The organism is Flaviflexus massiliensis (assembly GCF_001375495.1).
GTDB classification, from domain to species: Bacteria; Actinomycetota; Actinomycetes; order Actinomycetales; family Actinomycetaceae; genus Flaviflexus; species Flaviflexus massiliensis.
Genome location: NZ_LN831057.1, coordinates 292,752 through 309,972, shown reverse-complemented (window position 1 = coordinate 309,972; position 17,221 = coordinate 292,752). Strand labels below are relative to the sequence as shown.

Annotated in this window: 13 protein-coding genes, 3 tRNA genes and 1 pseudogene; 7 read left to right on the top strand and 10 right to left on the bottom strand. The window is 56.9% G+C overall.

The genetic code is table 11. The features are described from left to right. Positions 1–248 precede the first annotated feature (248 nt). Both erm and BN1241_RS02950 read right to left on the bottom strand, forming a co-directional pair. Positions 249–1,040, bottom strand: coding sequence for a 23S ribosomal RNA methyltransferase Erm (gene erm, locus BN1241_RS02955; protein ID WP_039586621.1), 792 nt, complete (start codon positions 1,038–1,040; stop codon positions 249–251). A 281-nt stretch (positions 1,041–1,321) separates the two neighbouring features. Further along, positions 1,322–2,123: pseudogene (locus BN1241_RS02950) on the bottom strand (aminoglycoside 6-adenylyltransferase). 63 nt (positions 2,124–2,186) lie between these two features. Here BN1241_RS02950 and BN1241_RS02940 point away from each other — a divergent pair. The 4 genes from BN1241_RS02940 (at position 2,187) to BN1241_RS02925 (ending at position 6,144) form a co-directional block, all read left to right on the top strand. Then, positions 2,187–3,086 (top strand): DUF2268 domain-containing putative Zn-dependent protease, encoded by a 900-nt coding sequence (locus tag BN1241_RS02940; RefSeq protein WP_042622782.1) that lies wholly within the window; start codon positions 2,187–2,189, stop codon positions 3,084–3,086. 189 nt (positions 3,087–3,275) lie between these two features. Continuing rightward, positions 3,276–3,875 carry a recombinase family protein gene (locus tag BN1241_RS02935; protein ID WP_042622781.1) on the top strand — a complete coding sequence of 200 codons (600 nt, stop codon included), beginning with the start codon at positions 3,276–3,278 and terminating at the stop codon, positions 3,873–3,875. A gap of 35 nt (positions 3,876–3,910) precedes the next feature. Next, entirely contained in the window at positions 3,911–5,332 is a 1,422-nt protein-coding gene (locus tag BN1241_RS02930; protein ID WP_042622786.1) for a Mu transposase C-terminal domain-containing protein, read from the top strand. Then, the gene (locus tag BN1241_RS02925; RefSeq protein WP_042622780.1) at positions 5,329–6,144 is read left to right on the top strand and encodes an AAA family ATPase; all 816 of its coding nucleotides are present in this window, start codon (positions 5,329–5,331) and stop codon (positions 6,142–6,144) included. The genes BN1241_RS02930 and BN1241_RS02925 overlap by 4 nt, the downstream gene beginning before the upstream one ends. Positions 6,145–6,189: 45 nt before the next feature. Here BN1241_RS02925 and BN1241_RS02920 read toward each other — a convergent pair whose 3' ends face one another. Continuing rightward, complete coding sequence (locus BN1241_RS02920) at positions 6,190–7,197, bottom strand: serine hydrolase domain-containing protein (RefSeq protein ID WP_054952213.1); 1,008 nt, start codon at positions 7,195–7,197, stop codon at positions 6,190–6,192. Positions 7,198–7,415: 218 nt separating this feature from the next. Here BN1241_RS02920 and BN1241_RS02915 point away from each other — a divergent pair, with 218 nt between their 5' ends. Together BN1241_RS02915 and BN1241_RS02910 are read left to right on the top strand one after the other, a co-directional pair. Further along, entirely contained in the window at positions 7,416–7,988 is a 573-nt protein-coding gene (locus tag BN1241_RS02915; RefSeq protein WP_054952212.1) for a biotin transporter BioY, read from the top strand. A gap of 299 nt (positions 7,989–8,287) precedes the next feature. Next, positions 8,288–9,574 carry an ATP-binding protein gene (locus tag BN1241_RS02910; protein ID WP_054952211.1) on the top strand — a complete coding sequence of 429 codons (1,287 nt, stop codon included), beginning with the start codon at positions 8,288–8,290 and terminating at the stop codon, positions 9,572–9,574. Between the two features lie 138 nt (positions 9,575–9,712). Here BN1241_RS02910 and BN1241_RS02905 read toward each other — a convergent pair whose 3' ends face one another. From BN1241_RS02905 to gltX, 7 genes are all read right to left on the bottom strand, one after another. Further along, positions 9,713–10,666: an Ltp family lipoprotein gene (locus BN1241_RS02905; protein ID WP_082418176.1), complete on the bottom strand. Its 954-nt coding sequence runs from the start codon at positions 10,664–10,666 to the stop codon at positions 9,713–9,715. 128 nt (positions 10,667–10,794) lie between these two features. Next, positions 10,795–11,670 carry a hypothetical protein gene (locus BN1241_RS02900; RefSeq protein WP_054952209.1) on the bottom strand — a complete coding sequence of 292 codons (876 nt, stop codon included), beginning with the start codon at positions 11,668–11,670 and terminating at the stop codon, positions 10,795–10,797. Between the two features lie 294 nt (positions 11,671–11,964). After that, positions 11,965–12,040: transfer RNA gene (locus BN1241_RS02895), tRNA-Glu, on the bottom strand. Between the two features lie 46 nt (positions 12,041–12,086). Then, positions 12,087–12,159: transfer RNA gene (locus BN1241_RS02890), tRNA-Glu, on the bottom strand. Positions 12,160–12,197: 38 nt separating this feature from the next. Continuing rightward, positions 12,198–12,269, bottom strand: a tRNA-Gln gene (locus BN1241_RS02885). Between the two features lie 175 nt (positions 12,270–12,444). Continuing rightward, positions 12,445–14,241 carry a thermonuclease family protein gene (locus BN1241_RS12510; protein WP_082418175.1) on the bottom strand — a complete coding sequence of 599 codons (1,797 nt, stop codon included), beginning with the start codon at positions 14,239–14,241 and terminating at the stop codon, positions 12,445–12,447. A 281-nt stretch (positions 14,242–14,522) separates the two neighbouring features. Further along, positions 14,523–16,007 (bottom strand): glutamate--tRNA ligase, encoded by a 1,485-nt coding sequence (gene gltX, locus BN1241_RS02875; protein WP_054952207.1) that lies wholly within the window; start codon positions 16,005–16,007, stop codon positions 14,523–14,525. 59 nt (positions 16,008–16,066) lie between these two features. On the opposite strand from gltX, the gene BN1241_RS02870 reads away from it, so the two are divergent. Beyond that, the gene (locus BN1241_RS02870) at positions 16,067–17,206 is read left to right on the top strand and encodes a MalY/PatB family protein (protein ID WP_054952206.1); all 1,140 of its coding nucleotides are present in this window, start codon (positions 16,067–16,069) and stop codon (positions 17,204–17,206) included. The last annotated feature ends 15 nt before the right edge of the window (positions 17,207–17,221 follow it).

The following is a 17,221-nucleotide window of genomic DNA, read 5'->3' as shown; positions in this document are numbered from 1 at the left end:
ATCCCACGGCAATGACTTCTGGACACTCCGAGCTATCGAGACCGAAAAGTGTGAATATGAGCGCTATATGGCGTGGATTCTTGATCACTCTATGGCGTGCTGGTCTGATGGACCGGGAAGACATTGCTCTTCGTATGGCCAACGGTGCTGTCTTTAGAGTTTCCCTGGAACAGGATCTGGGAGGGATGGCACTTCTTCTGCTGCCGACATCAGACGCAGCGACCGATCACATCGCGATCAGCTCGCCTTTAGCGCCCCACGGCCTTAAACAGTGTGGCCCACTGCCCCGCGTCCAACTGTTTCGGCAGTGCGTTTGCCGGAACACCGGCCTCACGCAGGACCTCAGCACACCGTCGTTCACGCCGACGCCCCACGACCCGGGACACGATGTCGGCGATGCCTCGGCCCTTGCCGGTGAACACGGCATGGACGAACGACGCGTACCGCGCACGCTCCGACCAGTTGACGAGAGGCTCTTCCCGGCGACGCATCACCAGGACACCGGCGTCGACGGTGGGGCGGGGACGGAAATGTGTGGATGGTATTCGCCCGTGCTGTTCGAAGTCGAACCAGGGCCACCACTGGGCTGTCATCATCGTGGCACCACCGACGCCGGCGCGGCGACGCGCGACCTCCCACTGCACCAGGAAGACCGCGTGAGTCCACCCCGGTGAGTGAAGGACGTGCCGCAGGATCGCGGTGGTCAGGTGAAACGGCAGGTTCCCCACCAGGACGTGCGGGCCGTCCGGCAGCACAAAATCAAGGACGTCCTGCTCGTACAGGTGAACCTCCGGGCGCAGCCGCTCCTCCAGCCACCGGACGGAGGCCGGGTCGATCTCGATGGCGGTCAACGATCCACCGGTAGCCAGGACACGGTCCTGGAGGGGAAAGGTCAGCGCCCCGTGTCCCGGGCCGATCTCTATGACCGGGACGGACGCACTGACAGGGACAAGGTCAACGACCTTCTTAATCATTGACTTGTTGACAAGGTAGTTCTGGCCGTTCTCGTGACGGCCCTTGTTCGGCCTGTAGGTAGGCATAGAAAAGACACTCCGCAGCAGATATCGTGCTCCGGGCATGCCGAAACGGCCGCCCGGCTGGACAAGCTGAGCGGTGGGTGTCTCTACCTCCGTGGAACGTCCTCCGTTAGCGCACACACCCACCGGCGGCTCCGGAGCTCCGGAGCCGACCGAAGGTGGTGAAAATTGCATTCATTACGCCCATGGCGCGAATCATATCACAGCACGCGGATGCCTGACCTGCTTGTCCTGGTCATCCGAACTTTCATCTCGACTATGTGAGGGGCCCATACAGTGGTTGGTCATGCCCATGATGAAGCACTGAAGATGCGGAGGACCTCGGTCTCGATCCGTTCGAAAGGAAACGGCGCGAGTCCACCTTCACCCGCCACCTGATGGGAAAGACGGCTGAAGAATTCGATCCCTGCAGAGAGGGCATCTCGGTTATCAGCTCCATACGTCACAGTGCAGGTGTCAAGGACATGTTGAACACCGATGTCCATCCACGATCTCATCTGTGTCCCCAGGTATCTCACGTCACGGGAAGATCCGTATCGCAGGATATGATCCCACTCGATCATGCGAAGCAGTTCAACTTTGAAATCAGCGTCACGCATCATCACCGACCAGGGCTCATCACGCATGATTGCTTTGGCGGTCATCAACACTGCAGCACCCGCCCAATTGGCGGATTCGTCGAACACTGCCTGAGTGGGGCCTACCACCGTAGGAGCGCAGAGCGTGAAATCACCAGCTACCTCATCCTTATCCAGCAAGACGGTGAACGGGCGGTCGTACACCCCGCGCTCCTCATCGATACGAATCAGCGTGAAGTCCAACTTGCCACCGACATAGTAGATTCAGTCGGGTTGGTTGATCTTCGCCGTTTTCTAGTCGCTCGACCGCAAGGACATCGCCCAGGCTCGACCACCACTCATCCGAGTTTTCCAGTGGCCCTCTTTGCTGGACGTGCAGTTCAAGATCACGATCGGACAGCGGATGCTCGGCGTTGGATGCGGCGGAACCGGTCAGGATGACTGCTCGGACGTTGGACTCTCGCTCGGCCCAGGACACGACGTCGGCGAGGACCCCTTGATAGTTCATTATTCTGTTTTACCCGATCATCCCTTGACCTTGACGCTGCGTCAGGGTCTAGAATGAGCCAGCATGAACATCGACATCATCGATACTGCTGCAGCTATGACCCGAGTGTTCGACGTGGCCCCAGAGCATCGTCGTGACCTCATTAGGAAGATGTGGTCGCCCATGAACGGCATGTATCACTTCGTTCCCGGCGAGATGGACCTGGCCGTCATCCACAAGCAGAACTTCGGCTTCCCGGAAAATGGCCCCGAAGAAGAGCTTCGTGAATCCCTGGACACCCTGATCCGGGCTAACGCATGGGAACGCATGCACCACGCTCTGGAACGTGGAATCGAAACGCTGAAGACAGCGAACCCAGACCTACACATCCCAGACCTGAAGGTACTGCTGCTGCTTGGCGATCCCACCAACAGGCACTTCATGGAGGAAGTCAAAGGGCTCAGCGCGTTCGGCGGCATCAGTGGCTATATCGTCATATCGGTCTGGCCCACCATTGACGTCCTCAATCGTCTGGAGGCCATCGTTGTCCATGAACTGCACCACAATGTTCGGTACTCGCCCGGCGGAGTCGTGTGGGATCCGGTCACAGTGACAGTGGGCGAACATGTCGTTGCAGAGGGCCTAGCTGATGTTTTTGCTACCGAGCTCTACGGCAGCCACGGTTACACCCACTTCGTCGATGACCAGACCCGCAATGACGACAGTGTTCTGGCCAAGGTCGCCAGTGGCCTACAGGTCACCGGAATGCAGGACTTTGCTGCATGGGTACTCGGCGACAAGACCGCCCAACTATTCGGGGCGGAACCGGTCGGCCTGCCCACTGGTGCTGGATACGCCGCCGGGGTCAGATTGGTGAGTGAGTACCTACATCTCCATGGGGGCACGGCGGCAAGCAACGTCCATACGCCCGTGGAAACAGTTCTGTCTGATGTTCTCCCTCGGCTCGGGCTAGGTGATGAGTAGTAATGCAAAACTGTACTGCCCGTTCTTTCTTGTCTTGAAATACTAAAGGTTTAAAAGACACCTGCGGCGAGCATGTCGAGAACCGGGGCTCCTGCGGAAACCAACACGAAAAATGTCTTACCAACCTGTCTCACCGAAAAGTGTCCCGCCTTCTTCCATGCTGGGATTTAGTGAGGCATGATGGTGGGTATGAGACTGTTGGGCTACACCCGGGTATCCACCGTCGGTCAGGATCCGACACTTCAACACGACGCCTTGGTCACCGCCGGGGTCCAGGACCGTGATGTCTTCAGCGATGTCACCTCCGGGGCGAAGAATGCGATCGAGCGTCCCGGAATGAAGAAACTTCTCGCCTATGCCCAACCCGGTGACACGGTGGTGGTGTGGCGCATCGACCGGCTGGGCCGATCCCTGCTCGACGTACTCAACACGGTGAACCTGCTGCGCGAACGAGAGGTGAAGATTAAGTCGGTCTCTGACGGCATCGACCCGGAGACGTCCTCGGGTCGGCTGATGCTCGGGATGCTGGGGACTCTGGCTGAGTACGAACGAGAACTGATCACCGAACGCGTCAACGCCGGCATCGCCGCAGCGAAAGCCCAGGGCACCCGCTTCGGCCGACCACCTGTGGATCCAGAGGTGGTCGACCGCAAGCTCGCTATCGTCGCCGAGGAGAGAGCCAAAGGCCGTAGTGCCGAAGACGCCGCGAGCATGGTCGGCTGGTCGAGGGCAACACTGTACCGGCATCTGCAGGGTGCTAAACGACGACAGTCAGCACTGCCCGCCTGATGCGGGCACAATGACCAGGTCGTGAGGTGATGGTGATGGACGAGATGCAGCGCTGGGAGATCCTTCGCCTGCACATCGAAGACGGCATCACCCTGACCGACCTGGCACGGTCCACCGGCATCAGCACCCGCACTCTATCCCGGTGGGCTGCCCGCTACCGGGCCGACGGAATCCACGGTCTGCGCACCACCACACGATCCGATGCCGGGGCACATCGCATATCCGCGGAACTGGTCGCCTACATAGAACACCTCGGGCTCACCAGGCCACGGCCATCGATGGCCGCCCTGCACCGCCTGGTGAACTCCCGAGCACAGCAACTATCGGTGAAACCACCCAGCTACGCCACGGTGCGTGGCATCATCCAAGCGCTTGACCCGGCGATGGTCACCCTCGCCTTGGAGGGCCCGGCGTCCTACCGGGATCGACACGAACTCGTCTACCGGCACCGGGCTGAACGCCCCAACGCCATCTGGCAGGCCGATCACACCCAACTCGACATTCTCATCCAGAACCCGGACGGCACGCCGACTCGCCCCTGGCTCACCATCATCATCGACGACTACTCCCGGGCAGTGTGCGGCTACATGGTCACCACCACCGCGCCCTCAGCGATGAACACCGCCCTGGCACTACGCCAAGCTATCTGGCGGAAAACAGACCCCACTTGGGCGATGTGCGGTATTCCCGACGTCCTCTATGTCGATCACGGCTCCGACTTCACCAGTGGCCACATCACATACACCACGACAGCGCTAAAGATCCGGATCATCCATTCAACTATTGCCCGTCCGCAGGGGCGCGGCAAGATCGAGCGGTTCTTCAGCACCGTCAACACCGAACTGCTCACCACCCTGCCCGGCCACCTCGCCCCTGGCGTCCGAAACCCACACCCCGTACTGGACCTGACAAGCCTGGATACCGCTGTCGGCGAGTTCATCAGCAGCTATAACCAACGCACGCATTCTTCAATCAACACCAGCCCGAAGGCCGCGTGGATCGGACGGGGATGGATTCCCAGGATGCCAGAGAACCTGGAAGAACTCGACGGGCTCCTGCTGCGGGTCTCCACCCACCGCCGGGTGCAGCGAGACGGCATCCACTTCCAAGGACAGCGCTACCTCAGTCCGACCCTGGCACCTTTTGTCGGCCATGACGTCACCATCCGCTACGACCCGAGGGATCTCTCCGAGATCCGGGTCTACGACCACGACACGTTGTTGTGTGTCGCCGTGGATGAAGACCACCCCAACCAGCGCTACAGCCTGGCAGATATCCAGGCCGCTCGTCGACGCCGACGACGTCAACTACGTGCCGGGATCAACGAGCGTATCCCCATTCACGAGTCACACCCAACAGACCTTTCCCCTGTGAACCCCGATGTGAGCGCCGAAGCGCCACGGCCGCGTGGTCGTACGTCTCGCCTGCGGACCTATGAAGAGGACCTGTCACCATGAGCCGCGATTTCATTGTCACCAAAGAGCACCGTCGCTTCGTCGAGTTCGCCAACGCCATCCGAAAAGACACCACCATCGGCATCTGCCACGGCGAGGCAGGAGTCGGCAAAACACAGTCCGCCAGACGGTACGCCCACTGGGACACCCTGGGCACGTTCATCGATGAATGGGGACCGCGCAGTGAATCAGACCTGGCCATCTACGCGGCAGCCCACCGGGCCCGCACGGTGTTCTACACCCCTGAGGTCCAACCGAAGTACCGGACGTTGATCAAGGATATCGAGTTTTACCGGGGCAAACTCGATGTCTGCATCATGGAGCATCTGATGGCCACCGGGCAGCGAGACAGGCTCCACATGCGCAGATCCAGTGGTGAGAAGCTCACCCAACTGATTATCATTGATGAAGCAGAACGTCTGCCTCCCACCGCCCTGGAGATGCTGCGCGACATCCATGATCGTGACGGTGTGGCGATCATGTTCATCGGCATGCCCGGCATTGACCAGCGCTTCCGGCACTACCCCCAGTTGTTCAGCCGGTTGGGCTTCTCTCATCGCTACCGTGCCCTGGGCAAAGACGAGCTGCTGTTCGTGCTGAACCGGCACTACAAGCGCCTAGGTAGAGAACTGGACCCGGAGGATTTCACGGATGCGCAGGCCATCGCCGCGATCGAGCGACTGACCCGCGGCAACTTCCGCGTAGTGGAGCGATTGTTCCCCCAGATCAAGCGGGTGTTGAAGATCAACGAGTTGGAGACCATCACCGACGATGTCATTGAGGCTGCTGCCAGCACCCTGGTCCTCGGGCACTGACGAGAACGTCCTGCTGTCGTCGTGGCCTCGTACAGAGGATGTCGCTTACACCGCCGCATCCAGCATTGTCATCGCGACGGGCTCGATGTCCGGGTCGGGATACGGGCTGACCACCGAGATGAACGCCCCTCGTCGGCGCTGGCGATCCAGCACCATGTGAGCGCCGAATCCGGAGGCGTAACCGTTGTGCCACACCAGGGTTCGATCGGATTTGTCTTCAACAAACCACCCCGCCGCGACAGATTCAGTGTCATCAGTGAAGCGCACTCGGAAAGCGTCCTCGTAGACACAGTCATCGGCGAGAAGGGTTGACATGACCGTGGCGAAATCATGGGCGCTTCCCCTGATCACTCCGGCCGGTCCATAGCCTTGCCCGGTCCAGGGCAGTTGGTCAGTGCCCCACACGGTGAGAGCGTTGAGGTCATGCGGGAGGTTTCGCTGTGCAGGTTGCTGAGCGCGCAGCCGGGGGCATCCCAGCGGTATCGTCAGCCTGTTTCGCACCAGGGTCGGATAGTCCGCCCCGTCGGCGGCCGCTAACGCGTGGCCCAATGCTGAGGCAGCGAGGTTGGAATAGCTGAAGCGCCCCGGATGACGGATACGTGATCGGCGAAGTTGTTTCATCAGATCGTCGAGGTTCTCTGGTTGTGGATCACCACCTGTCAGTACAGCGCCGAGCGCTCGGGCTGCTGAGCGGATTCCCCCACCAGTGGCAGGCAGTCCTGAGGTGTGGGTCAGACAGGACTCCAAGGTTGCTTCACCGGCAGCTGTTCCGGCCAGGGGGAGGTGCTCTTCGAGCCGGTCGTGCGGTGAGATCAGCCTGGTCTGCACCATGTCGGTGTAGATCAAGCCGTTGAGGGCTTTGCTGATTGAACCGATGTGGAACGTTTTCTGCAGGTCGCACCCGATCGTGGCGATGCGAGTGCCTGCCGGGCCGACTGTGGCGAGACAGGCAGCATAGACGGGGCGGTTGAGCGGCAAGGAGTTGAGTAGAAGGCCTGCCAGAGCGGTGTCACCGTCTGTCGTTGATGCGTTTGTGAGACAAGCGGGTTTCATACCTGTTCACCCTACCGGCGACGCGTCTCACGAGTGGACACTCTGAGGGCGCCACACAGCGATCAAGATGTCACGCCATTTAGCGGACAAAGTCACAACCGAAAAGAATCGTGATTGCCCTCTCACTTGGCGTCCAAGTGTCAGATGTCGTTGCAGTCACCAATAGCCCATACTTACTATTTGGTAACTTACTGATTCGTAACTACGAAAGGAACCATGTGTCCTCACCTACTGTGACCGTCGGCGTTCTTGCCGACCGCATCCCTACCTCACGAGTCCGAGACGTTCTGCTTGTCCTGGGAGGGACACTCTTTGTTGCCATCTCCTCCCAGATCACCATTCCTCTCGGGTTCACGCCGGTACCGCTCTCACTTTCGACCTTTGCCGTGATCCTTACGGGAGCCTGCCTCGGCACAACCCGCGCATTCCTGTCACTCGGGCTCTATGCAGTGGCCGGCGTGGCAGGGGCACCGATCTTCGCTGAGCAAACCTCAGGATGGGCATTTGCTTCCTTCGGATACATCCTCGGCTACATCCTCGCAGCAGTTGCGGCAGGTTACCTTGCCGAACGCGGTTTTGACCGCAGTATTGGACGGATGGCACTCCTTGTCATCGCCAGCTCGCTCCTCACCTACTCGATCGGCCTGCCTTGGCTCATGGGCTACACCGGAGCAAGCTTCACCGCGGCACTGAACATGGGCGTCGTCCCGTTCCTGATCGGTGACGCCATCAAAGGCGTTGTCGCCATGGCACTACTGCCTGCCACCTGGCACCTCATCGGCAGGAAGTAGCACTACCGCCAACTAGGTAAAGAACATTCTTCGCTGATGTGCGGTCCGAGCAAACGTGCTCGGACCGCACACTCTTCTGCTCTCACCTAATAACCGAAAGTTCTCGCATACCTGCATGAGCCAAACACCGATGCCTCATTCACTGAAACTTTGATTCCGCTACCCCCGCTGAGAACAAGTTACCTAATGCTCCCCAGTTCCTGCACGTCCACCTGTAAAGACAACGCACTGTCCTCAACGGTTTCATCGCTTCGGTTCAGTACTGTGTGTTCAACGTCCCTTCACCGAAGCAGGTAGACATGACTCACTGGCGGATCCGCGACCTTCAGCAAACCGACCTTGATGGTTTCTTTCGACTCTGGGAGAAGTACGTCGAAGAAGTCACCGTCCCGGTCTATGCGCTCAACGAAGTGCTTGCCTCCACACGAGCCGACACTGCCGTTGTTGCGACAGTCGGGAACGAGATCGTGGGTGTGACAGTCGCGAGGGCCGCACACGACCAGGCATGGATCGTGTTCTACACGGTGGATGAGAAATGGCGGCGTCGAGGCATCAGCCGCGCGATGCTGTCCGCCATCGAACAGCGCCTGGCCAGCCAAGGCATTCACTCCATGTCTATTCTCGTGCCCGATGGCATTGAACCCATCACCTCACTGACTCGTGCGGGCTTTGCTGATCAGCGGCACCTGAGATACTTTGAGCGGATCATTCCCATCCGTCAGGAAGAAATCCTCACCCTGAAAGAACTCGGTGGCAGGATGCTGCCACGTGATCGGTGGGATGCAATTGGCGGCATGTCCAGGGAAAAGGACATGCTCGAGCGCCGTCTTGTCCTTCCGCTCGCCAATCCTTCCGAAGCCGACCGGTACGGTGTGGTCCCTCCCCGCTCCATCGTCCTCTTTGGTCCTCCAGGTACCGGCAAGACCACCTTCGCCAAGGCGATTGCTTCGAGGTTGGAATGGCCATTTGTAGAAGTCTTCCCCTCTCGCCTGGCTTCTTCACCCAAGGGACTCGCAGCCGAGCTACGCGAAACATTCGATCGTATCGAGGAACTCGACAATGTCGTTGTCTTCATTGATGAGGTAGAGGAGATCGCCGTCAGGAGAGGTGGTGAACCACCGTCTCCCATGCAGGCGGTGACGAACGAACTTCTCAAGACTATTCCTGCCTTCCGGGAAAAGCCTGGCAGGCTCCTGGTCTGTGCCACCAACTTCATTCGAGCACTCGATCCTGCTTTCCTTCGCCACGGCAGATTCGACTACGTCATCCCCATTGGGCTACCGGATGATGAGGCACGGCAGGCCATTTGGCAGGGCTTCATTCCAGAGCAAATCCTCCCCCAGATCGATCTTGATCAGCTCGTCCAAGCAACTGAAGGCTTCTCCCCCGCCGATATCGAATTCGCGGCCAGAGGAGCATCCCAGGCCGCATTCGAACGCGCAGTTACCAACTCAGTGTCAAAATCGGAAAGCCCAAACCTCAGCACAGATGACTATCTCAGTGCGATCTCGCAAACCAGAACCACTGTGTCGGCTGAAGTCGCTAAGGAATTTGAGGAGGACATTGAGGTGCTTGCGCGGCTCTAGGTTCCGTCACGTTGTCGATGTCTTGCCGCAACGTACACTTCGGCAAGGCATCCAGGCACCTTGCCGTGAGCTGTGCGAATTCGACCCTGCCACGTGCCGAATTCGCACAGCGATAGGATTCATCGGAGTGAGAGGATTTCAATAGCCCATGGAGTTCATTCCATGTAGAGCTTCAGCATCGGTAAATCCATCATAAATGAGAAGATCGTAGACAGTGCTTCGAGAGTATTCTGGATCATTCAAGTAGGTTCTGACGTATCGCTCCGCCTGCACATACCAGTCGACTGCAAAATTATCGGCACCGTATGCGGCTTCGTTTGCTGCGAATCCGTCATATTCCAGCACACTTATGAGGCCCGAGCGAGAATAGGGAGCATCATGGATGTAATCAATCGCGGCTCCAAGCGCTTGCTCGTACCAATCCGTTCCAGTTTGATCGACCGCCCAAGTCGCGTCGTCTCGTGAGAACCCTTCGTACGCTAGCTCCGTAATGAGTCCACTTCGAGAATAATAAGCGTAGTAGAGAAAACTCTCCGCTGTTCGCAATGCATTTTCTCGACTATACGGATTCTCTTGAACCGTCTGTTCTTCGGGCTCGGTCACTGATTCATCTTCAAATTCATCATCGTCGTAATCACCATCACCACCGACGACTGAAAAACCTGGAAAAATAAACCATTCACTCAGCCAGATCTCAGATTGATTTGAAGGTACTGTCGTACCTTGGTTAGTTCCTGATTCTGGCTCAGCAGAAATCTCAAGTGTCTCAGTGGACTCTGTCCGTGGATCAGCCGCACTGTCAGGATCGTCCTTGTCGATAGAGGACGAAGGCGGTTCTGTTGTCCGAGCTTCAGGGTCAACCGTGGATAGATCGATAACGATCACTTCGCGAGATTCTTTCACAGGTGTTCGATCTGCAAACTGCACGCCCAAAACTACTGCAATCGCAAGTCCTAGAAAGCTGCACAACGAAAGAAACCACTTGTTGCCCCACCAATGTCTCACTTCATTGCTAACCACATCGCTGCGAGCCGATTCGCTATCAGATTCTTGTGCTGTTGACCTTCGTCCCAGTCCGCGCCAAGCACTCATATTTACGTACCTTTTCTACTCTTAACTGCGATGCCAAGATCTGTAAATACAAATGCTCAGCATGGGTTGGTGGATTACAGACTGTCTTAAATACTTAAGTAAGGGTCACCTTGACAGAATTGCAAGAGCTACTCCTGCATCGATAATCCGACCGACGTAACGGCTTCACTGGCCTCTGATGCTGTGAATCGCTCATAAATCAACCAGTTATACATCGCATCCGGGTCAAACCCGTAGATTGAGGCGTAATCACTTGCGGCCACAGATGCTTCTTGATACCAGTCAAGCCCCATGCTATCGACACCGTAAACAGCCTCACTCGGGGAGAATCCATATGTCTCAAGCTCCATAATGAGAGCAGAACGAGAGATTGCAATAACTCCCAAATGTTCCCAGGCCGCGAGAGATGCCTGATGGTACCAATCGGCACCAGTTTGATCGGCAGCCCAGGTTGCAACTTCTCTTGAATACCCAGAGAGTTCCAGGACGCCAATTATCCCACCACGCGAGTGGGCCCGCTGGCCCAACATGGATCTAGCGTAGAGCAATGCCTCCTCTCGAAGTGCAGAATCATCCACTGATATCGTTGTTGGAGCTTTCTCACTAGGCACAGGCTCCCTACTCGTTTCCTGGGCAGGGACGGAATCGACTACTGCCTCTGTGGTATTCGCAATCTCTGGCTCTGGAGATTCGACTTCCTTAGCTTCAGGGTCGTGAGTCTTGGTCTCCACGGATTCAGATTCCGTGGACTCGGTTATGGGATCCTTCGATTCCGGTAACTCAATTTCAAACGAAAAAGCTGTTCTTGCTTCATCGTTACCACTATCTGCAATAGCAAAACTCACTCCCCCGACTAAAACAAGGCTCATCAGAATCGTGGGGAAAAGATACCGCTTATTCTTGAACCAGGGTGCGGAAGGTACTTGAGGCTCATTTTGAACTTGCACTTCGTTATCCGCTGGTAGCGACGCGGGACCATACTCAAATTCCTGAGTATCGCTCATTTACGATTCCTATGCTCTAAAAGGGATACGAAAAACTCGTTTTGCAACTAACCGGATTCTCTCATGGCGGTTGGACAAAGCATTGCGAATTCCACAATTTTCCGGCAACAGCAATCCCGTAATTCAAAAATACTGAAAAGTACGCCCCTTAGGGGCTTGTTCCATCCATTGTGTGAGCTAAAAACTGGACTATGTCTTTGCATAACGCCATCGCAAAAGTTGGAGATCCTCGAATGGGCGTTTAGATCGAAGAAAATGGTAAACAAAAAGTCCAAGCAATGCTTGGACTTTCCTTGGTACCCCGTACCGGATTTGAACCGGTGTTACCGCCGTGAGAGGGCGACGTCCTGGGCCGCTAGACGAACGGGGCTCCACGACAATGTATGAAATTATCGCTCGGTAGTTGACACTACCTGTACCCCGTACCGGATTTGAACCGGTGTTACCGCCGTGAGAGGGCGACGTCCTAGGCCGCTAGACGAACGGGGCCTCAGTCTCTTATCAGTCTTACAACTGGAAGAAACTTGCTGGGGTACCAGGACTCGAACCTAGACTAAATGAACCAGAATCACTCGTGCTGCCAATTACACCATACCCCAAGGGTTTGCATTCAACCGTGGTTGCGCGCAGAACTAGACTCTACCGGCTTGCCATTTTGTTCGCAAAATTGTTGGGGGTGAAGGTGGTCACTGACAGGGGTTTCAGACCCGTACCATCCCCGACCAAAGACCGCACTTCACCTCACAAACACTCTGCGAACACCGTCGAACCGCACTATGGCAACGGTACCTTCGTTGTGCAATCGATCCTCGTATAGGGTCTGCCCTGCCTATCGATCGCATTCGGAATGTAGTTGCCACCGTAGGCTCGACAGCCCGTGTACTTGTCAACACTGGGAGCCGGCACCGGTTGCGGAGCCGGAGCAGGTTGTGGCGCCGGTGCGGGTTGCGTTGCGGGAGCAGGTTGAGTGGCCGGGGCGGGCTGCTGTCTCGTTCCCTGACTATTTGTCGGCGCAGAAGTATTGGTTGCCGCATTTCCTTCTCCCTGCTGGGAGGCTTCTCTCTCAGCCCTCTCACGCTCTTCGCGTTCGCGATCTTCCTCCTCAGCACGTTTCCGCTCATCTTCTTCGCGCTGCCGTTCTTCCTCTGCCTCTCGTTCCCGAACTTCGACTTCCTCGGAAATCTCTTCATCCCGATCACTTAGCATCGTCTTCATGAGTATGAGCTCGGACAAGAGTTCATCAGCGGGGCCATCACTCTCGGACCACGTGGGGTGCTTGGTGATGCGGTCCTCGAGAGCATCGATGAGCAGAAGTAGTTCGGCGATGTTAGAACTTGCCTCATCGAGCTCATCAGTTTCGGCCTCCTCCAGGTTTGCGGATGTGGCCTCTTCAACCTGGGCCTGAAGTTCTTGAACCTGCGCTGGATAAGAGCATTCAATAGCTGGGTCAAAGAGTCCGACCTGGTCTTCCTGCGCTCGCTGTTGAGCCGCAAGAACTCTCGGATAGAACTTCACGTTCTCGCCATAGCTGACCGCAAACCCGTAGCCATGCGACGCAATTTCCTCATTGATGAGTGAACCGGATTCAAAGATACCCGCCAGGTCGCGACCGTATTGATCCTGGCGTTCCTTGTCATAGTCGAGCGTAACTTGCGTGCCCACCGGCAATCGTTCGGTGAGGAACTCGGTTGCTTCGGGCCCCATACACTGAACGTCTTCATCGGGATCAACAGTTTCGGGCGTATCAATGTTCAAGAGCCGAACGGTGAACTCATTTCCGCCTTGTTCAACTACGATAGTGTCGCCATCAACAACTCGAACAACTGTAATGGTTCCGCGACTACTGTCAGCTTCACTTGCCACCCCTCCTGTAACGCCGAAGAATAGAAAAAGTGTCGTTGCAGCCGCAGTCAGCGTATTTATCCGAGTTGCCTTTCTTACCAGATTGACATTATCGCCGCCGTCAGAACTCTTACTTCTCTGAGCCCTGTATGTCAGACGGGCAATGCGGTATCCCAAATTCACAGTTAGTTTGGTAAATTTCCACGTGACAAGTGCGAAAAGCAGCAGAAGCACAAAGTCTACAAAGAATTGATCGCTACTCGCCAAACCTTTTGCAAGGAACACAATCCCAAAGCTCAGGAATACCAAGGTTGGCATCAGCACCAGCATTCCTAATGCAGAAAACCCAGGGGTGAGACCGTTACGAAGCAGTCCCTGGTTCAAGGTTCCGCGCATCGCAAATCCATCATCCCCGAGGAGTGCGATGGCATTAAAACGCAACCTGAGTCTAGATTCCTCGTCCTCAGTTGGCTTGTAGGTCATGAGAAGCCATACGGGCTTGACCCGCGAAGATTTTTGCTTTGCCCACGATGTTGCCTTCGGTAATTCTTCGGGAGTAGTGACAAGCACTGCGCGACCTGTCTTCCCAACGAAAATTCGAAGGCCTGTCTCCTCATCGACGCCACTCAACAGGCGATAGTGGAAATGTTCGTCTCGAAGAAAGCTAACCGCCTGTTCAGACAGTCCTTCCTTCGACTGCCCGGAGGCAGAAGTTCGCTGAGATTTCACGCATCCCGCTCTCTGCTCAAATCCGCCCACTCGACATAAGAAAGGCCACGCATGGCGTGGCGGCTTTACTATCGGGAGGACGAGAAATTAACCCAGTTTGATTCTCAAATCAGCATAAATGAGTTCCCAAATTCCAGCTGCGGCCTACCGGTGAACTCGCGCACAGTGACACAATAAACGCCTCTGGACCATTTGAATCTTTGTTGGCATACAGACGTCTAGACATGAGTGTGCTCGGACTGGAAAACCAGTCCGAGCACACTACTTAGTCCTACCGTGAATTATTCAGCAGCCGAAAGGTGATCAGCCAGCTTCTGTAGACGAGTAATCGATTCTTCCTTGCCAAGGATCTCCATGGAGTCGAAGACGGGCAGGGACACGTTGGTACCGGTGATGGCAACGAAGAGGGGCGCGAATGCAAGTCGTGGTTTGATTCCCATTCCCTCGATGACGACCGTTGACAGGGTGTCCTTGATCGTGACGGCGGTGAACTCCTCAAGCTTGCCGAGGTGTTCGATGGCGGCGGCGAGAACGGCGCCAGATTCTTCGCGGAGCTTGCCGAGTGCCTTTTCGTCGTATTCGATCTCATCTGCGGATCTGAAGAGGAAGCCCATCATCGTACCCGCTTCAGAGAGGGTTTGGATGCGGGTCTGGGCAAGCGGTGTAGCTGCGTCCACGATTCGCTTCTCTTCGACATTGAGCTCTTCGTAGGAGCCTGCACCAACAGCATCGAGGAAGGGGATGATGCGGCGGGCGAGATCATCGGTTTCGAGTCGGCGGATGTGCTCGGCGTTGATGGCGATGGCCTTCTTCTCATCGAAGCGAGCCGGGTTCGGGTTAACGTCATGAACATCGAATGCTTCGACGAGCTCGTCAACGGTGAAGATGTCGTTGTCCGGTGCGATCGCCCATCCCAGCAGTGCCAGGTAGTTGACGAGACCTTCGGGAATCATACCCTTCTCGCGGTGGAGGAAGAGGTTGGATTGGGGATCGCGCTTCGAGAGCTTCTTGTTCCCCTCCCCCATGACATACGGCAGGTGACCAAAGGTCGGGATCTGCTGCGCGATACCAAGTTCCACGAGGGCCCGGTAGAGAACGATCTGGCGGGGCGTGGAGGACAGGAGGTCTTCACCGCGGAGTACGTGGGTGATGTTCATGAGAGCATCATCAACCGGGTTGGTGAGCGTGTAGAGGGGCTGTCCATTGCCGCGCACGATGACGTAGTCGGGGATCGAGCCCGGAGCGAACGTGATGTCCCCGCGGACCGCATCTGTGAACGTCACGTCTGTGTCGGGCATGCGAATGCGCAGAACAGCTTCGCGACCTTCGGCACGGTATGCTGCCTTCTGCTCTTCGGTCAGGTCGCGGTCGTAGCCGTCATATCCCAGCTTGGGGTCGCGTCCAGCAGCCCGGTGGCGTTCTTCAACTTCTTCCGGGGTCGAGAACGATTCGTACGCGTATCCACCGTCGAGGAGTTTCCTGGCGACATCGGCGTAGATGTCCATGCGCTCCGACTGTCGGTAGGGACCGTGGGGTCCGCCCACCTCCACCCCTTCATCCCAGTCCATGCCGAGCCACTTCATGGCATCGAGCAGCTGCTGGTAGGACTCTTCGGAGTCGCGCTTCGCATCGGTGTCTTCGATACGGAACACGAAGGTGCCGCCCGTGTGGCGGGCGTAGGCCCAGTTGAAGAGGGCTGTGCGGATGAGACCGACGTGTGGTGTGCCGGTGGGTGATGGGCAAAAACGAACGCGAACTTCAGTCATGACTCAAGACTACCGCCCTCGCTGGCGCAACGAATCGTCACGGCTACTAGAGTGGTCTCATGTTCGACAACATCACACCCGAAACTCTTCGCGCCACCGGTTCCGTCAAGTGGACCTCTTTCCCTGGAACGATCGGCATGTTCATTGCCGAAATGGATTTCGGCGTGCCGCCGGTCGTATCGGAGAAGCTTCGTGAGCGCGCCGCAAACGGCGCACTAGGGTATCTGCCGGCGAACATGGCAGGGGATCTGCGTGAGGCGACCGCGGAGCTCATGGAGAGGGATTACGGCTGGGAAATTGACCCGGGAACCGTCTACCTCTACCCCGACGTGTTGTCGACTATGAGGGATGTTTTGCGACACCTCGTAACCGAGGGGCCGGTCGTCATTCCCACCCCTGCGTACATGCCCTTCCTCAACCTCCCAGCCGAGGAGGGCCGCGAACTCGTGACCGTACCTTCCCTCATCAAGGACGGTCGTTGGGAACTCGACTTCGACGGGATCGATGAGGCATTGAAGGACGGCGGGTTATTTGTTCTCTGCAATCCCTGGAACCCTGTTGGCCGGGTACTAGAGCGGGCCGAGCTCGAGCGGGTGTGCGAGATCGTCGCTAAGAACGATGCTGTCGTGTTCTCCGATGAAATTCATGCCCCGCACGTGTTCGATGGGGAGCATATTCCATACGCAAGCCTGTCGGACCGAGCTGCCGACCACACGATTACCGCCACGTCCACATCGAAGGGCTGGAATACTCCGGGATTGAAGAATGCTCAGATGATTGTCGGCCATCCCTTCCAGGCAACAATTGCTGCTCCCGCCGGTCTCATTGAGCGACAGATCTCCACGGTCGGCGTCGAGTCCGCCATCGCCGCCTATCGTGACTCGACCGAGTGGATGGATAACGTCAAGGCGATCCTGTCCCAGAACCGCAAGACTGTCACGGAACGCATCAATGCCATTCCGGGCCTGTCCACGATCCTTCCCGAAGGCACCTACATTTCCTGGATCGATGTTTCCGGAATTGCTGATCGGGTCGATTCGGTCACTGACTACCTCCGTGACCGCGGAGTGGCACTCACTCCGGGAGCTGATTGCGGACCGGGCTACGAGAATTACGTTCGCCTCGTTTTCGGCACTACCCCAGCAATTCTGGATGAAGCTCTCAACATTATCGAAAAGGCAGTTGCCGACGTAGATTGAGGCTCCGTCCTGAAT

Coding starts and splice junctions, on each gene's coding strand:
- erm (WP_039586621.1), bottom strand. CDS start 1,040: ATGCCTACCTACAGGCCGAACAAGGGCCGTCACGAGAACGGCCAGAAC.
- BN1241_RS02940 (WP_042622782.1), top strand. CDS start 2,187: ATGAACATCGACATCATCGATACTGCTGCAGCTATGACCCGAGTGTTC.
- BN1241_RS02935 (WP_042622781.1), top strand. CDS start 3,276: ATGAGACTGTTGGGCTACACCCGGGTATCCACCGTCGGTCAGGATCCG.
- BN1241_RS02930 (WP_042622786.1), top strand. CDS start 3,911: ATGGACGAGATGCAGCGCTGGGAGATCCTTCGCCTGCACATCGAAGAC.
- BN1241_RS02925 (WP_042622780.1), top strand. CDS start 5,329: ATGAGCCGCGATTTCATTGTCACCAAAGAGCACCGTCGCTTCGTCGAG.
- BN1241_RS02920 (WP_054952213.1), bottom strand. CDS start 7,197: ATGAAACCCGCTTGTCTCACAAACGCATCAACGACAGACGGTGACACC.
- BN1241_RS02910 (WP_054952211.1), top strand. CDS start 8,288: ATGACTCACTGGCGGATCCGCGACCTTCAGCAAACCGACCTTGATGGT.
- BN1241_RS02905 (WP_082418176.1), bottom strand. CDS start 10,666: ATGAGTGCTTGGCGCGGACTGGGACGAAGGTCAACAGCACAAGAATCT.
- BN1241_RS02900 (WP_054952209.1), bottom strand. CDS start 11,670: ATGAGCGATACTCAGGAATTTGAGTATGGTCCCGCGTCGCTACCAGCG.
- gltX (WP_054952207.1), bottom strand. CDS start 16,007: ATGACTGAAGTTCGCGTTCGTTTTTGCCCATCACCCACCGGCACACCA.
- BN1241_RS02870 (WP_054952206.1), top strand. CDS start 16,067: ATGTTCGACAACATCACACCCGAAACTCTTCGCGCCACCGGTTCCGTC.